Below are 15177 nucleotides of genomic sequence, written 5' to 3'. Positions count from 1 at the left end.
AATCAATAATTTATGCTATTTTGATTTATAATAAAGGTAATGACGGAGGTGCTCACTTGAGAAATTTTATTACCGCATTACCGATTGTGTTATTGCTTGGTTTTTCCTTTGTGTCATTCATGTTCCAATTCGAACATCTTGTTTATTTCAGACTTGCGCTGGGATTGTTTTCTACAGTGGGGCTGTTTCTCTTATATAAATTGAAGACGGGATTCCGTTATTTCATCATCTACCTGTATGCAAGCTGGATCGTGCTTGCGGCGGTTACCGCGTTTGAAGAGCCGATTTTTTCAAGCTTTTTCTTTGGCGGGCTTGTGATGACGATGGGTTATCTCACATATATGCTGATTTATCTCGGGCTCAAGCAGGACCGCGGCCCGGAAGCAGTCTGAACGCGCTATTCCATGGAATAGCGCGTTTTTTTTGTACAGCCTCACAGTTGCGAAACGAGACTTGAATCTCTATAATACTTATTAACTTTATCGGAATTATAATGGGGGGATTCCAGTGTCTTTATGGATACAGAATGAACGGCAGAGGGAATGGGTGGAAAAAATCGGCCTGCTTGCAGACGAATTTCAAACAACAGCCGCGCTTGATGATGAGGCGGGCCGTTTTCCCGCGGAGAAAATTCAAATACTGCGCGACGCAGGATATACGGCGTTAACAGTACCTGAGGCATTCGGCGGTGCAGGCATTTCCGTTTATGATATGGTGCTGTTTCAGGAACGGCTGGCGCGGGGAGACGCGGCCGTGGCTCTCGGAATCGGCTGGCATTTATCCGTCATGGGTGAGCTCGGAGAAGGAAACAGCTGGGATGAAGATGTCTTTTCATTTATCACAAAAGAGGTGAAAAAGGGAGCTGTCCTGAACAGGGCAGCGACGGAACGGCAGACCGGCAGTCCGACGAGGGGAGGAAGACCCGGCACCTCCGCTGTCAAAAAAGACGGAAAATGGGTGCTGAACGGCCGAAAAACCTTTACAACCCTTTCGCTGACTTTGGATTATATGCTTGTGACGGCATGGATTGAAGAAAAACAAACGACCGGTGTTTTTCTCATTCATAAAGATCAGGCAGGCGTCTCGGTCGAAGAAACATGGGATATGATTGCCATGAAGGCGACCGGAAGCCATGATCTCCTTTTAGATCATGTCACGGTCAATGACGAGCGGCTTGTGGAGCTTATCAGCGGGCCAAGAGCGGCGAAAGTGAATGGCTGGCTGCTTCACATTCCCGCTGCTTATCTGGGTATCGCTCAAGCGGCAAGGGACTATGCCGTCCGGTTTGCATCCGAATATTCGCCGAACAGCCTGAACGGACCGATTAAAGACGTGCCGGCCGTTCAGCAGCGTGTCGGGGAAATGGAGCTTGAATTGTTAAAAGCGAGACAGTTTCTCTTCACGGCGGCGCAAATGTATGATGACCCGAAACGCCGCCCTTTCATCAAAAGCGAGCTCGGCGCCGCAAAACATATTGTGACAAATGCCGTCCTTTCTGTTGTTGATAAAGCAATGAGAATCACTGGCGCAAAAAGCCTTGAGCGAAACAATCCGCTTCAGCGGTATTATCGGGATGCCCGGGCCGGCCTTCACAATCCGCCGATGGACGATGCGGTCATCGGCAAATTAGCGGCGGAAGCCTTTGAGCAATAAAAAAAAGAGCCTGAAAAAGGCTTTTTTATGTATGGCTGTTGTGCCGGAGCAGTTTTTGATGCTTGCGGTCAATTCTGTCATAGATCACATTCATCAGCTTTTGATTATTCATAATGGCCGCCTTGTTTTCTTTTATCAGCTGTTCGTATGTTTTTATTTTACGTTTCGCCATAAGTCCGCACCTTCCTAACATATTTGTATTCGCTTTCTAATTCTCCGAGCGATAATTCATATAAATGCCGTTCCGACTTTTTGTATATTCCGTTATTGATCAGCAAATGGATCAGATGTTTTTTTCGTCCTTCAACTGATGATCTGAGCTGAGGAGAAGACCTCATGATTACCCTCCTAATCAAATGATATTGAGAATCATTATCAATTAATGAAAGTATACAATGGGCATATTCATATGTAAAGGAAAAATACCGCCAATTTTTCGACAAAAAGTTTCCCGGGGAATAATGCTGTCGAATTGATTTGATTCTGACAGATCAAAGCTGCTATTTTTCCGCTTTTCCATCCATACTATGAATGAGAATGGAGGAGTCCTTACATGAATGATCAAACGGCAAACTTAAAACGGGGTGAGAAAGGCGCGATTCTTAATATCGCCGCGTACCTCATCCTTGCCGCCGTCAAACTGGTGATCGGTCTTATTTATCATTCTGAAGCGCTCAGAGCGGACGGGTTAAATAATGCCACGGATATTGTCGCATCGCTGGCTGTGCTGATCGGGCTCCGGATTTCCCAGCGCCCCGCGGACAGTGATCATGCCTACGGACATTATCGGGCTGAAACAATTTCTTCATTAATTGCGTCTTTTATTATGATGGCGGTCGGTATTGAAGTGCTGATCGGAGGAGCAAAGGCGATTGTCAGCGGAACGAAGGCCGAGCCGAGCTTCATTGCGGCATGGACGGCGCTCGGAAGCGCGATTGTAATGTACGGCATGTATGTATATAACAGCCGTCTTGCGGATCGGATTAAAAGTTCTGCGCTTCATGCGGCGGCGAAAGACAGCCGTTCTGACGCCTATGTCAGTATTGGGGCGTTTATAGGCGTCTTAACGGCCCGGCTTCATCTGCCGTGGATTGATCCGGTCATTGCTTTTCTGATCGGAATCATCATCTGTAAGACGGCATGGGACATCTTCAAAGATGCTTCCCACTCATTGACGGACGGGTTTGATCTGAAAGATTTGGAGCCGTATAAACACACAGTGAAAGAAATAAAAGAGGTCAGCAGGCTGAAGGATGTGAAAGCAAGGTATTTGGGGAGCACGGTTCATGTGGAAATGGTCATTACGGTAGATCCGGGACTGTCTGTGAAAGAAGGCCATGAAGTAGCCGATGCAGTCGAGTATGCAATAAAACATGAACATGATGTGACTCATGTCCATGTTCATGTAGAGCCTGAAGTCATAAACAAAGATCGTGAAACGAATTAAATATGCTGTGATAAAAACTCTGTGACTTCTTCGGGTGTTTTCGCGTTTGCGCTGTGAAGATGCGCTTTCTTTTCGCCGTTTTTAAAGATCAGAAGGCTCGGTATGCCCATTACCTGATATTTGTCGGCAAGCTCAGGGAGCTCGTCTCTGTTCAGTTCATACCAATCATTTTGATTATATTCTTCCAAAATATCGCCGATGAACATATTCATGCGCGTGCAGTCAGGGCACCAGTCAGCGAAAAATTTCACGATGATTTCCTTGTCGGATTGAATAAGTTCATTAAATTGTTCTGTTGTACTGATTTTTTTCATATGACACATCTCCTTTTCCATGCCATTTTAATATAAAATAAAAAGGAATTACATACAAATGCTTTCATATTCAGAATGCCCAAAAATAATTAGATCATTTTCTGAGGAAAGTGATAAGATAGTAAAGATGAATTGTTGTGGGGGGAATATCCATTGAAAACAAGTCTAGGATTGGTGTACGGCGGAAAGTCAGCCGAACACAATGTATCGCTGCAGACAGCATTAGCTGTAACAAAAGCGCTTAATACTGAGAAGTTTGATATACATCCGATTTACATCACTGAAAAAGGAGAATGGCAAAGAGGCCCGCTGCTGACTGAGCCGGTTTCCAACGTGAAAATGCTTCAGCTGGAACAAAACGGTGAAAGTTTCGCTCTATCAGCATTGAACCGGGAAATGTTTCCTGAAGCGTCGCCTGACGAAAAGGCGCCGATCGATGTCGTATTTCCGCTTCTGCACGGACCGAACGGTGAAGACGGCACCATTCAGGGTCTGCTGGAATTGCTGAACGTTCCTTATGTCGGCAACGGGGTGCTTGCATCATCAGCCGGCATGGATAAAGTCATCATGAAGCATTTGTTCGCTCAAGCGGGGCTTCCGCAGGCGAAGTACGCCGCTTTCTTAAAAAAGGACTGGAAACAGACGCCGGACAGCTGCTTACAGCAGGTTGAAGAGGAGCTGGGATATCCGTGCTTCGTCAAACCGGCGAACCTCGGATCAAGCGTCGGAATCAGCAAATGCCGAAACCGTGAAGAGCTTGAAAAAGCCTTCGAACTGGCTTTTGAGTATGACCGAAAAATTGTGGTGGAAGAAGGAATCGCCGGCAGAGAAATCGAAATCGGCGTACTCGGAAATGACGAACCGAAATGCTCCGCCGTCGGTGAAATCGCGCCGAAAACCGACTTTTACGATTACAAGGCGAAATATGAAGACGGCGACACGGATTTAATGATTCCCGCGCAAGTGACGGATGAACAATATGCGGAAATCAGCGAAATGGCGATTAAAGCCTTCAAAGCGATTGACGGATCAGGCCTTGTCCGCGCCGATTTCTTCCTGACCAATGACGGTCAAGTGCTCATTAACGAAGTGAACACAATGCCGGGCTTTACGCCATTCAGCATGTTCCCGCTGCTTTGGAAAGAAGCAGGCGTAGATTACAGTGATCTGATCGAACAGCTGGTTGAGCTGGCAAAAGAACGCCATGCCGAAAAACAGCTGATTAAACATACATTTTAATGAAGACGGACACTGCCTGAAGGGGCAGTGTCTTTTCCCGTAACAGACAACATTTTCAGAAAGCGAGGTGCCACCTTTGATAAAGCGAACTGTAAAGCGAATCGCAGACATGGTCAAAGGCACACTGACAAATCCCGTATTTGAACAAACAATGATTGAGGGCGCCGCAACCGATACGCGGACTTTGGAAAAAAATCAGCTGTTCATTCCTTTAAAAGGCGAGCATTTTAACGGCCACACCTTTGTGCCGCAGGCTTTCGAAAAAGGCGTTTCCGCGGTGTTGTGGGACCGCTCTGAACCGAATCCGCCGGAAGAGCGTGCTGTCATCCTGGTCGATGACACGCTGGAGGCGCTGCAAACATTGGCAAAAGCTTATTTGGAAGAGCTCGGCACACGGGTTATCGGGGTGACCGGGAGCAACGGAAAAACGACAACGAAAGACATGCTTCACGCCGTTCTCGGCACTCAGTACCGCGTTCACAAAACCGCCGGCAATTTCAACAATCATATCGGCCTGCCGCTGACTGTGCTTGCCATGCCTGAAGATACAGAAATCGCCGTTTTAGAAATGGGAATGAGCGCGAGGGGCGAAATTGATTTTCTGAGCCGTCTTGCTGAACCGGAAGCTGCCGTCATTACCAATATCGGCGAATCCCACATGCAGGATTTAGGCTCAAGAGAAGGAATTGCGGAGGCGAAACTTGAAATTATAAACGGACTTCGGGAAGACGGCGTTCTGTTTTATTTCGGGGATGAGCCGCTGCTTCGCGAAAAGACGTACACTTGCCGGACAACGACATACGGCGCAGGCGCGGACAATGATCTCCGCCTGAAAGAAATAAAACAGGCGGAAGAAGGCACGTACTTTAATATCGACGGGATCGGCCGTTCTTTCTTTATTCCCGTTCTCGGCAGACATAATGTGATGAATGCCATGGCCGCATACGCCGCCGGCATCTATTTCGGCATTACGCCGGAAAATGCCGCTCTGGGACTGAGCCGCCTGAAGGTGACGGGGATGAGATTGGAACTGGTCAAAACGGACAACGGCATCTCGATCGTAAACGACGCGTATAATGCGAGCCCGACGTCAATGAAAGCGGCGGTAGAATTAATCGAAACGATGAAAGGCTATCGGAAGAAAATGCTCGTGCTCGGTGATATGCTTGAACTTGGTGATGAAGAAAAAGCATTCCACGAAGAATGCGGAGCTGCGGTCAATCCGGCGGAAATCGACCATGTATTTACTTACGGCACACTCGGCGCATTCATCGCTGACGGAGCGCGCCGGCATTTTGAAGAAGGGCGCGTCAGCCATTATCTTGACAAAAAAGAACTGCTTCACGCCATACAGGAAATGGCCGCTTCCGGCGATCTCCTTCTGTTTAAAGCATCGAGAGGTATGAAGCTCGAAGAAATCGTTAAAGATTTATTAGAGAAGAACTGAAAAAATACTGATCAGCATTATAAAAATATACAAAAATGAAGAAACTAATTCAGGGTGAAATAATTCTGTCCGTATGAAAAAGAAAGACCGCCGGCTGGGAAATCCCGTCCGCGCAGGGTCCGGCCTCGTTCGCGGGAAGAATCCGGTCAGGCCGCTTCCGGCCGCCTGACCATCTCGCCTTATTGAAAAACACATAGTGTAATGGTAAGATTAAACGTAAAGTAATTCGGGCTTTGTATACGTATGATCCTGTCCTTTGGATGAAAGGACGGTTTTTAGTGGTAAATCACGACATTACTGAAACAGCAATTAGAAGGAGTTTGAATAATTTGACTATAACGTTTCAAGATTTTCAATTAAGTTCTGATCTCATGAAGGCAATTAATCGTATGGGGTTTGAAGAAGCAACGCCGATTCAGGCACAAACGATTCCGCTCGGACTTTCAAATAAAGACGTCATTGGACAAGCGCAAACAGGTACAGGTAAAACAGCTGCGTTTGGTATACCCCTTGTTGAAAAAATGAACCCCGAGTCTCCTAATATTCAAGCAATCGTAATCGCGCCAACCCGTGAATTAGCCATTCAAGTATCTGAAGAGTTATATAAAATCGGACAAGATAAGCGTGCGAAAGTGCTGCCTATTTATGGCGGACAGGATATCGGACGTCAGATCCGCGCATTGAAGAAAAACCCGCATATCATCGTAGGTACGCCGGGGCGTCTTCTTGACCATATCAACCGCCGTACGATCCGTTTAAACAACGTGAATACGGTTGTCATGGATGAGGCTGATGAAATGCTGAACATGGGATTCATTGATGATATTGAATCCATTCTCTCAAATGTACCGAGCGAGCACCAAACGCTCTTATTCTCAGCAACAATGCCTGCGCCGATCAAACGGATCGCAGAGCGTTTCATGACTGAGCCGGAACACGTAAAAGTAAAAGCGAAAGAAATGACTGTGTCCAACATTCAGCAGTTCTACTTGGAAGTGCAGGAACGCAAAAAATTCGATACCCTGACTCGTCTTCTTGACATTCAGTCTCCGGAACTTGCGATCGTATTCGGACGTACGAAACGCCGTGTCGATGAGCTTGCTGAAGCCCTGAACCTTCGCGGATATGCGGCCGAAGGAATTCACGGCGACTTAACGCAGGCGAAACGTATGGTTGCGCTTCGTAAATTTAAAGAAGGTGCGATTGAAGTGCTTGTAGCGACTGACGTTGCCGCCCGCGGACTTGATATCTCAGGCGTTACCCACGTTTACAACTTTGACGTGCCTCAAGATCCTGAAAGCTACGTTCACCGTATCGGAAGAACGGGACGCGCAGGAAAAACGGGTATGGCGATGACGTTTATCACACCGCGTGAGAAAAACATGCTTCGCGCGATCGAACAAACGACAAAACGCAAAATGGACCGCATGAAAGAGCCGACGCTTGACGAAGCATTAGAAGGTCAGCAGCAGATGACGGTTGACCGTCTGCGCACGGCGATCAGCGAAAACAACCTGAACTTCTACATGACGGCAGCTGCGGAATTGTTAGAAGATCATGATGCAGTGACAGTTGTGGCTGCAGCCATTAAAATGGCGACAAAAGAGCCGGACAGCACGCCTGTACGCCTCACTGATGAAGCGCCGATGGTCAGCAAACGCTATAAAAACCAGCGTACTTCTAAGCGCAGAGAAGGCCAAGGCGGCGGCTACCGCGGCGGCAAAGGGAAAACCAACAACCGTTCTTCCTACGATAAAAAACGCTCAAGCGACCGCCGTTCTTCAGGTGACAGACGCCAGAAAAAATCATACTAAGACACAGGAAGCGGACCCTTTTACGGGGTCCGCTTTTTTTTGATATGCCGGAAAGTGAATCTTTTTTGCAAATCAGCCGTATTTGTATGTATGATAAAAAATGGGAGGTAGGTATGTTGAGAGCACAGCCAAAAAATCGAATCAGTCCAAGCGGCTTAAAAGTCTGGCGTCTTCAGGAAATCATCCTGTCCGCCTTCTGTCTTCTGGCCGTTATAGCAGCAGCTGTTTTAAGCCATTTCTTCCATTGGCCGTATTGGATCACCGGAGTCCTCGGCATCATTTGGATATTCGGTTCAGTGATATCCGTCTATGCCATACCGAAAATCAGGCACAGGATCTGGCGCTATGAAGTCCATGAAAATGAAATTGATATTCAATCCGGCATTTTTATTGTCAAACGGGTCATTGTGCCGATGGTGAGGGTGCAGCACGTAGATACTTCACAAGGCCCGCTCCTCAGAAGGTATCGTCTGGCCTCAGTCAAAATCTCCACGGCGGCAACCGTTCATTCCATTCCGGCGCTTGATATGGAGGAAGCTGACCGGCTGAGGGATTCCATTTCCCGTCTGGCAAGGGTGACGGAAGATGATGTCTGAGCCGAAACGTCTGCACCCGGCGGCCGTGATTTTGAACTTATTCCATATTATTATCGAAACCATTAAAAACATTATTCTGCCATTTTTTCTCGTCTATATTGTTAATTCCAACCACTTCATCCGCTTTTACGGAGGCATTGCGCTCGCCGTCCTGCTTATCTGGCTGATTACGGCAAGTGTGATCGAGTGGAGAAAATTTACATACCGGATTGAGGACGGAGAATTCAGAATTGAAGAAGGCTTGTTTTTTACCAAAAAGAGATACATCTCCATTGACCGTATTCAATCAATGAATACGAGTGCCGGCATCATTCAGCAGCTTTTTAAGCTTGTTAAGCTTCAAATCGAAACAGCCGGCGAAGGGAAAAACGCCGAGGCCGTCTTATCCGCCATTACTGTGGAAGAGGCGGAACGGATCAGAGCGGCTGTTTTTCAGCAAAAAGCGGAGCAAGAAGAACGAGGGGAGACCGCAGCGGAGCAGGAGCCGATGCGCGGGGAAGATGTGCAATCCGTTTACCGCCTGTCTGTAGGTGAGCTGCTTATGGCCGCCTCAACATCCGGGGGAATCGGTGTCATCATCTCAGCGGTATTCGCCCTCTTTTCTCAGATTGATGAAGTACTTCCGATGGACTGGCTCTATGACAGGTTTTCCTTTCTCAAGCATGCGAGCATCGGCATATACGCCGTGATCATTTTCATAGGATTGTTCATCGCCTGGCTGTTAAGCATCGCCGGTATGATGATCAAGCATGCCAACTTTAAGATAGAAAAAAAAGAACACGAATTGGTCATTACCAGAGGAATTATTGAAAAGCATCAAGTGACGATCCCGCTCCGTAAAATCCAAGCCATTAAAATGAAAGAAAATGTGATCAGGCAATTATTCGGATACGCGACGGTTGCGATTGTCAGCGCCGGCAGTGCGGGGAATGAGAAAGAAGGAGCACAGACGATTCTGTTTCCGATCATCCGCAAATCAAAGCTCGGAGTGATGCTGAATGGTTTCACACCGGATTACGTGCTGGAAGAAAACCGGAATCATTTGCCGAAAAGGGCGCTGCGCCGGTATTTATTCCGATCCATAATCTTCTCGGTATTCGTGATCATCCCGCTTTGTATTCTGTTTAAACCGTGGGGATATGCATCGCTCCTTGTGCTTCCCGTCGAAATGGTGCTTGGATATGCCTCGTTTAGGACAGCGTCATGGTGCATAAACGGCGGCAGGCTTCAGATCACCACGAGGCTTATCGGGAAGACGACCACGATTATGCTGAGAAGAAGAATGCAAATGTTTGAAGTCAGCCGCTCCTTTCTGCAAAAAAGAAGGCGGCTCGCATCTGTGGCTACCGCAGTGAAATCAGCTCACCACATGGAGCATGTCATGCTGAAGGATGTCAGCGAGGAAGATGCCGAACGCATCGGGCGCTGGTATTCATATGAAAAAGCGGACGGTTAATACCGCCGCTTTTTTTGCTGCACGCATAAAAAGGAAAGCAAAAATCCGCCTGCCAGTCCGAACAAATGCGCCATAATGTTAATATTAGAGTTGATAAACGTCGACAGCACCGCGATGATAAGCAGGGTCATAATCATTTTCGACTGATCCCGGCCAATCAGCTCCTTGCGGAAAACAGTCAAAAACACATACACGCCGAAAAGTCCGAAGATCGCGCCGGATGCGCCGACATGCACATAATCAAGCGGTTCGGCAAGATACGTGCCGATATTGCCGATGATGCCCGATGCGATGTACACAATCAGAAAACGGACTTTTCCGAGCATCTGCTCAAGCGGGGGCGCGAATAAAAAGAGAGACATGGAGTTAAACAAAAGGTGAGTGAAATTCGCGTGTAAAAACATCGGTGTCACCAGCCGCCACCATTCTCCCGAGGAAACGCCGTAATTATAGCCGGTCACAGCATCTGACCACATCATGACGGAATGAAGCGGCATACTGAAAAACAGCCACAAGAACGCCTGCAGCGCCAAGATACAGCTGACGGCCGGATAACGTCTGATAAAAGTCTGGAAATTTTCCGTTCGTATAAACATCGCAAGCCCCTTTGCATCTGATTTGTTACATATATAGTAACACGTTTATGACATAAACCGTTTTTTAGTACGGACTTTTAGGAGGAATTCACATGATTTTCGGAATCGGAATCGACATCGTTGAACTGCACAGAATTGAAAACATGCTCAGCCGGCAGGCGAGGTTTCCGCAAAGAATATTGACGGAGGCTGAATACGCCCGTTTTACATTGCTGTCGGACAAAAGGAAAATTGAATTTCTCGCGGGAAGATTTGCGGCAAAAGAAGCTTTTTCGAAAGCATACGGCACAGGTATCGGCAAAGAGCTCAGCTTTCAGGATATTGAAACCGGAAACGACACGGCGGGAAAGCCTGTGCTGGCCTGCGCCAAGCTTGACGGCGCGGCGGTTCACGTCTCCATTACCCATACAAAAGAATACGCCGCGGCACAGGTCGTGATTGAAAGGTTGTCACGCTAGTCTGCATATTAGCCGGAACCCCTTCATATATTTGATAGTGCATTAAGGGAGACAAGTTGTTTGAGGCTTTTATGGTACGCGTCCGTCCGTTCAGGGCGTACCGTTAAAGTCAAACAAGCGATTTCTTCCCTTTACATCAATTGAGAAGAAGGGGTTGAAAAAAGGTGAGAAAAAGCTTTGTTTTGCTTTTAACGGGACTGCTTGCCGTCCTTATTCTTTCGGCCTGCGGCCAAAAATCACAGGAAGATATCGTGAACGGTTTAGATAAGAAGGCGAAAGAATACACCTCGTACAAAGCGAAAGCCAAAATGACCATCGAAACGGGGAGTGATCCGCAAGTATACAATGTGGAAATCTGGCATAAAAAACCTTCCCTGTACCGGGTCTATTTGGAAAATCCGAAAAAAGACCAAAACCAAGTCATCTTACGGAACGCCAACGGAGTCTTTGTCCTCACGCCGTCTCTAAATAAGAGCTTCAGATTCCAAAGCGACTGGCCGAATAACAGCAGCCAAGTATATTTGTTTGAGTCACTTGTAAAGGACGTACAGCATGACAAAGACGCCGTCTATTCCGCCAAAGATAAAAAGTACACGTTTGAAACAAAAACAAACTATCAGCACAACAAAATGCTGCCGACTCAGGAGATCACTTTCAACAAAAAGGACATGAGCCCGTCGCTCGTCAAAGTCATGGATACAGACCGGAAAGTGATGGTAAAAGTCGAATTCAAAAGCTTTGAATTCAACAAGCCGTTTGATAAAGACTCTTTTGACGAGAAGAAAAATATGACGCTTTCCCAGATGGACGTCGCCACAAGCGCCAAACCGTCTGATTCATTTGCGGTCAAAACACCGCTTCAAGTTCCGGCCGGCGTCAAAAAGCTTGAAGAGAAAGATATTTCAACGGCGGATGGCAAACGGATCGTCATGACTTACGGCGGAGAAAAATCATTCACCCTTATTCAAGAAAAAGCCCATATCGCAAAAGCCGCCTCTGCCGTCACGCTGAAAGGCGAACCGGTTAATCTCGGCTTCACGGTGGCCGCATTATCTGATACGTCTTTAACGTGGACATATGACGGAGTGGATTATCTTCTGTCATCACAGGATCTGACAAAAGATGAAATGGTGGCAGCCGCCAAAAGCATGCAGGGACAGTCGTCAAAATAACGTCAAAAAAGAGGCCGCCGCTGTCGGCCTCTTTTTTGATTCCATTTCACTTTGCAGAATAATTTTAGTATGATAATAACAATATGAATTGAAAATAATGCTAGGAAGTGTATCGAATGAACACAGCATCCTTTTACAGAGAAACGTGGGCGGAAATCAACCTGTCCGCGATTAAAGAAAATGTCACGCATATGAAAAAACACATCGGGCAAAACGTCCATCTCATGGCGGTTGTAAAGGCGAATGCTTACGGCCACGGAGATTTGGAAGTTGGGAAAGCCGCGCTTGAAGCGGGTGCCTCTTGTCTTGCCGTAGCCATACTGGATGAAGCAATTTCATTGAGGAAACGGGGCATTACAGCGCCGATTCTCGTGCTTGGCGCCGTGCCGCCCGAATATGTACAAGCAGCTGCCGAGTATGACGTAACACTCACGGGGTATTCTGTTGAATGGCTTCAGGAAGCTGCGCGCCACCTCGGAAGTGAAACAGTGCCGTTTCATCTGAAAGTCGACACCGGCATGAACAGACTCGGAGTCAAAACGGAGGAAGAAATCCAAAGCGTGTTAAAAATCCTCAGCCAAAATCCCGGTTTAGTCTGTAAAGGCGTATTCACCCACTTTGCTACCGCGGATGAGAAAAACAGAGATTATTTCCTCTTCCAGTTTGACCGCTTTAAAACATTGATCGCTCCGCTTCCTTTAAAAGAATTGATGGTGCACTGCGCGAACAGCGCTGCCGGACTTCGTCTTAAAAAAGGCTTCTTTAACGCGGTTCGTTTCGGCATCAGTATGTACGGGCTTCGTCCTTCTGCTGACATCCAAAGCGAAATTCCGTTTCAATTAAAGCCGGCTTTTGCGCTGCACTCTGTTTTATCCCATGTGAAAAAGATCCGCAAAGGGGAAAGCGTCAGCTACGGCGCAACATATACGGCAGAGAAGGATCAATGGATCGGAACGGTTCCCATCGGCTATGCGGACGGGTGGCTCCGCAAGCTGAGCGGCACGTCTGTGCTGATCGGAGGCAAACGGATGAACATCGCGGGAAGAATCTGCATGGATCAATTGATGGTCGAATTAGATCAATCTTATCCGCCGGGCACCAAAGTCACCCTGATCGGCAGCCAGAAGGAAGAAACGATCACGATGGATGAAATCGCAGGGCGGCTTGAGACGATTAATTACGAGGTCCCTTGTACCATTAGTTCCCGCGTTCCCCGTATGTTTTTGGAAAATGAGAGTATAATGGAAGTAAGAAATCCTTTACTGCAAGATAATACAAACAAGTAGCCGTCATCCGGAAAAAGAGAATTTATAAAACAGCTTTGCTTGACGTTTGAATAATGGTATCATTATGTCTGGATGGATGTATTGGTCGTATCCGTAAGTTTGGTGGAGGTGTATGTTTTTTGTCTGAATCCAGCGCAAGAACCGAAATGAAAATCAGCTTGCCTGAAAACTTAGTAGCTGAATTGGATGGTGTAGCGATGCGGGAGAAACGAAGCAGAAACGAACTGATATCACAAGCAGTGAGAGCGTATGTCAGCGAACGGACAACTCGCCATAACCGTGATTTGATGAGACGCGGGTATATGGAAATGGCGAAAATCAACTTGAATATCTCTTCTGAGGCTCACTATGCTGAGTGCGAAGCAGAAACGACCGTTGAGCGCTTAGTCAGCGGAGGATAATCATTTTGATTGTAAAGCGCGGCGATGTTTATTTTGCTGATTTATCTCCTGTTGTTGGCTCAGAGCAAGGCGGCGTACGCCCGGTTTTAGTGATCCAAAATGATATCGGAAATCGCTTTAGCCCGACTGCTATTGTTGCAGCCATAACAGCCCAAATACAGAAAGCGAAATTACCAACCCACGTCGAAATTGATGCAAAACGCTACGGTTTTGAAAGAGATTCCGTTATTTTGCTGGAGCAAATTCGGACGATTGACAAGCAAAGATTAACGGATAAAATAACTCATCTGGATGATGAAATGATGGATAAGGTTGATGAAGCCTTGCAAATCAGTTTGGCACTCATTGATTTTTAGTCATATTTTGGTTGCTCATAAAGAGCAACTTTTTTTGTTTTCGAAAAACATAAGCGCTATAATAAAGAGATAATCAAACAAAATTTGTTGTTTTGTGTCGGGAGGTCAGTGAAACCCATGTCGAATCAGAAAGTGTATCAGTTCATCATTGATCAGCATGATGAACTGCTTGATACTTGGACAGCCAAACTAAAAGAAGTAGGCAATCAGGAAGACTATCAGCTTACGAATCACATATGTGAAAATATTTGTAAAGACTATATAGACATTCTTTTATTATCGACTAAAAATGACGAGGCTACGGAAGAGCAGATCAGTGAACTCGCACTGCGCGCCGTTCAGCTCGGCCTGTCACTGAAACTTCTTTCAGCCACCCTGTCAGAGTTTTGGAAACTGCTTTACGAAACGATGGTCGACCTTAATATGGCCGATCAGGACAGAGCAGATTTGATTTTGGAAATAGACAGCTTTTTCAATCCGATCAACACGGAAATCTTAAATCAGTATTCTATCTCCTGGGAAAAAACGGTTACTTTGCAAAAAATCGCGCTTCAGGAATTGTCGGCTCCGCTGATCCCGGTATTTGAGCATGTAACGGTCATGCCGCTTGTCGGGACGATTGATACGGAGCGCGCAAAGCATATTATGGAAAATCTGTTAAACGGCGTCGTGAAGCACCGTTCACAGGTTGTATTAATTGATATCACGGGCGTGCCGGTCGTTGATACGATGGTGGCGCACCATATTATCCAGGCATCGGAAGCGGTGCGGCTTGTCGGCGCGAAATGCCTGCTCGTCGGAATCCGTCCGGAAATCGCGCAGACGATCGTTAATCTGGGAATTGATTTGTCGCAGGTTATTACGAAGAATACCCTTCAAAAAGGAATTCAAACAGCGCTTGAAATGACAAATCGAAAAATCGTTTCATTGGGGGAATAACAT

Annotated in this window: 18 protein-coding genes; 14 read left to right on the top strand and 4 right to left on the bottom strand. The window is 46.8% G+C overall.

Annotated elements, in window-relative coordinates; genetic code table 11:
* The first annotated feature begins 56 nt into the window (after positions 1 to 56).
* Positions 57 to 392: a hypothetical protein gene (locus BXO87_RS16760; protein ID WP_032872980.1), complete on the top strand. Its 336-nt coding sequence runs from the start codon at positions 57 to 59 to the stop codon at positions 390 to 392.
* A gap of 115 nt (positions 393 to 507) precedes the next feature.
* A complete protein-coding gene (locus tag BXO87_RS16755; RefSeq protein WP_038457022.1) occupies positions 508 to 1653 on the top strand; it encodes an acyl-CoA dehydrogenase family protein in 1146 nt (381 codons plus the stop codon).
* A 25-nt stretch (positions 1654 to 1678) separates the two neighbouring features.
* Here BXO87_RS16755 and fbpB read toward each other — a convergent pair whose 3' ends face one another.
* Together fbpB and BXO87_RS16745 are read right to left on the bottom strand one after the other, a co-directional pair.
* Entirely contained in the window at positions 1679 to 1825 is a 147-nt protein-coding gene (fbpB, locus tag BXO87_RS16750; protein WP_003156206.1) for a Fur-regulated basic protein FbpB, read from the bottom strand.
* Positions 1812 to 1991: a Fur-regulated basic protein FbpA gene (locus BXO87_RS16745; protein ID WP_032872984.1), complete on the bottom strand. Its 180-nt coding sequence runs from the start codon at positions 1989 to 1991 to the stop codon at positions 1812 to 1814. The genes fbpB and BXO87_RS16745 overlap by 14 nt, the downstream gene beginning before the upstream one ends.
* Before the next feature lie 215 nt (positions 1992 to 2206).
* Between BXO87_RS16745 and BXO87_RS16740 the strand changes: the two genes are divergently transcribed.
* On the top strand, positions 2207 to 3100 hold the full coding sequence (locus BXO87_RS16740) for a cation diffusion facilitator family transporter (RefSeq protein WP_038457023.1): 894 nt from the start codon (positions 2207 to 2209) through the stop codon (positions 3098 to 3100).
* Here BXO87_RS16740 and BXO87_RS16735 read toward each other — a convergent pair.
* Positions 3097 to 3414 carry a thioredoxin family protein gene (locus tag BXO87_RS16735; RefSeq protein WP_003156200.1) on the bottom strand — a complete coding sequence of 106 codons (318 nt, stop codon included), beginning with the start codon at positions 3412 to 3414 and terminating at the stop codon, positions 3097 to 3099. The two genes, BXO87_RS16740 and BXO87_RS16735, sit on opposite strands and share 4 nt — an antisense overlap.
* Before the next feature lie 153 nt (positions 3415 to 3567).
* On the opposite strand from BXO87_RS16735, the gene BXO87_RS16730 reads away from it, so the two are divergent.
* From BXO87_RS16730 to BXO87_RS16710, 5 genes are all read left to right on the top strand, one after another.
* The gene (locus BXO87_RS16730) at positions 3568 to 4653 is read left to right on the top strand and encodes a D-alanine--D-alanine ligase (RefSeq protein ID WP_003156199.1); all 1086 of its coding nucleotides are present in this window, start codon (positions 3568 to 3570) and stop codon (positions 4651 to 4653) included.
* Between the two features lie 76 nt (positions 4654 to 4729).
* Positions 4730 to 6100, top strand: a complete 1371-nt coding sequence (locus BXO87_RS16725; protein WP_038457026.1) for a UDP-N-acetylmuramoyl-tripeptide--D-alanyl-D-alanine ligase — start codon at positions 4730 to 4732, stop codon at positions 6098 to 6100.
* A 329-nt stretch (positions 6101 to 6429) separates the two neighbouring features.
* Positions 6430 to 7914, top strand: a complete 1485-nt coding sequence (gene cshA / locus BXO87_RS16720; RefSeq protein ID WP_032872993.1) for a degradosome RNA helicase CshA — start codon at positions 6430 to 6432, stop codon at positions 7912 to 7914.
* A 116-nt stretch (positions 7915 to 8030) separates the two neighbouring features.
* Positions 8031 to 8510, top strand: a complete 480-nt coding sequence (locus tag BXO87_RS16715; RefSeq protein ID WP_007410226.1) for a PH domain-containing protein — start codon at positions 8031 to 8033, stop codon at positions 8508 to 8510.
* Positions 8500 to 9966 carry a PH domain-containing protein gene (locus BXO87_RS16710; RefSeq protein WP_038457027.1) on the top strand — a complete coding sequence of 489 codons (1467 nt, stop codon included), beginning with the start codon at positions 8500 to 8502 and terminating at the stop codon, positions 9964 to 9966. Before BXO87_RS16715 ends, BXO87_RS16710 begins: the two co-directional genes overlap by 11 nt.
* On the opposite strand, the gene BXO87_RS16705 is transcribed toward BXO87_RS16710, so the two are convergent.
* Positions 9963 to 10562, bottom strand: coding sequence for a rhomboid family intramembrane serine protease (locus tag BXO87_RS16705; protein WP_003156193.1), 600 nt, complete (start codon positions 10560 to 10562; stop codon positions 9963 to 9965). The two genes, BXO87_RS16710 and BXO87_RS16705, sit on opposite strands and share 4 nt — an antisense overlap.
* A 92-nt stretch (positions 10563 to 10654) precedes the next feature.
* On the opposite strand from BXO87_RS16705, the gene acpS reads away from it, so the two are divergent.
* From acpS to BXO87_RS16675, 6 genes are all read left to right on the top strand, one after another.
* Positions 10655 to 11020 carry a holo-ACP synthase gene (acpS, locus tag BXO87_RS16700; RefSeq protein ID WP_007609580.1) on the top strand — a complete coding sequence of 122 codons (366 nt, stop codon included), beginning with the start codon at positions 10655 to 10657 and terminating at the stop codon, positions 11018 to 11020.
* A gap of 164 nt (positions 11021 to 11184) precedes the next feature.
* Positions 11185 to 12192: a LolA family protein gene (locus tag BXO87_RS16695; RefSeq protein ID WP_007410230.1), complete on the top strand. Its 1008-nt coding sequence runs from the start codon at positions 11185 to 11187 to the stop codon at positions 12190 to 12192.
* A gap of 116 nt (positions 12193 to 12308) precedes the next feature.
* A complete protein-coding gene (gene alr / locus BXO87_RS16690; protein ID WP_076851405.1) occupies positions 12309 to 13478 on the top strand; it encodes an alanine racemase in 1170 nt (389 codons plus the stop codon).
* A 119-nt stretch (positions 13479 to 13597) separates the two neighbouring features.
* Positions 13598 to 13879 (top strand): type II toxin-antitoxin system antitoxin EndoAI, encoded by a 282-nt coding sequence (gene endB, locus BXO87_RS16685; RefSeq protein WP_003156188.1) that lies wholly within the window; start codon positions 13598 to 13600, stop codon positions 13877 to 13879.
* Between the two features lie 5 nt (positions 13880 to 13884).
* Complete coding sequence (gene ndoA / locus BXO87_RS16680) at positions 13885 to 14235, top strand: type II toxin-antitoxin system endoribonuclease NdoA (RefSeq protein ID WP_003156187.1); 351 nt, start codon at positions 13885 to 13887, stop codon at positions 14233 to 14235.
* A gap of 117 nt (positions 14236 to 14352) precedes the next feature.
* Positions 14353 to 15174, top strand: a complete 822-nt coding sequence (locus tag BXO87_RS16675; protein ID WP_003156182.1) for an STAS domain-containing protein — start codon at positions 14353 to 14355, stop codon at positions 15172 to 15174.
* Positions 15175 to 15177 lie beyond the last annotated feature (3 nt).

Origin of the sequence: Bacillus sp. GZB, from assembly GCF_001975995.1 — a bacterium.
GTDB lineage: Bacteria > Bacillota > Bacilli > Bacillales > Bacillaceae > Bacillus > Bacillus velezensis.
This window is presented reverse-complemented; position numbering and strand designations above follow the sequence as displayed.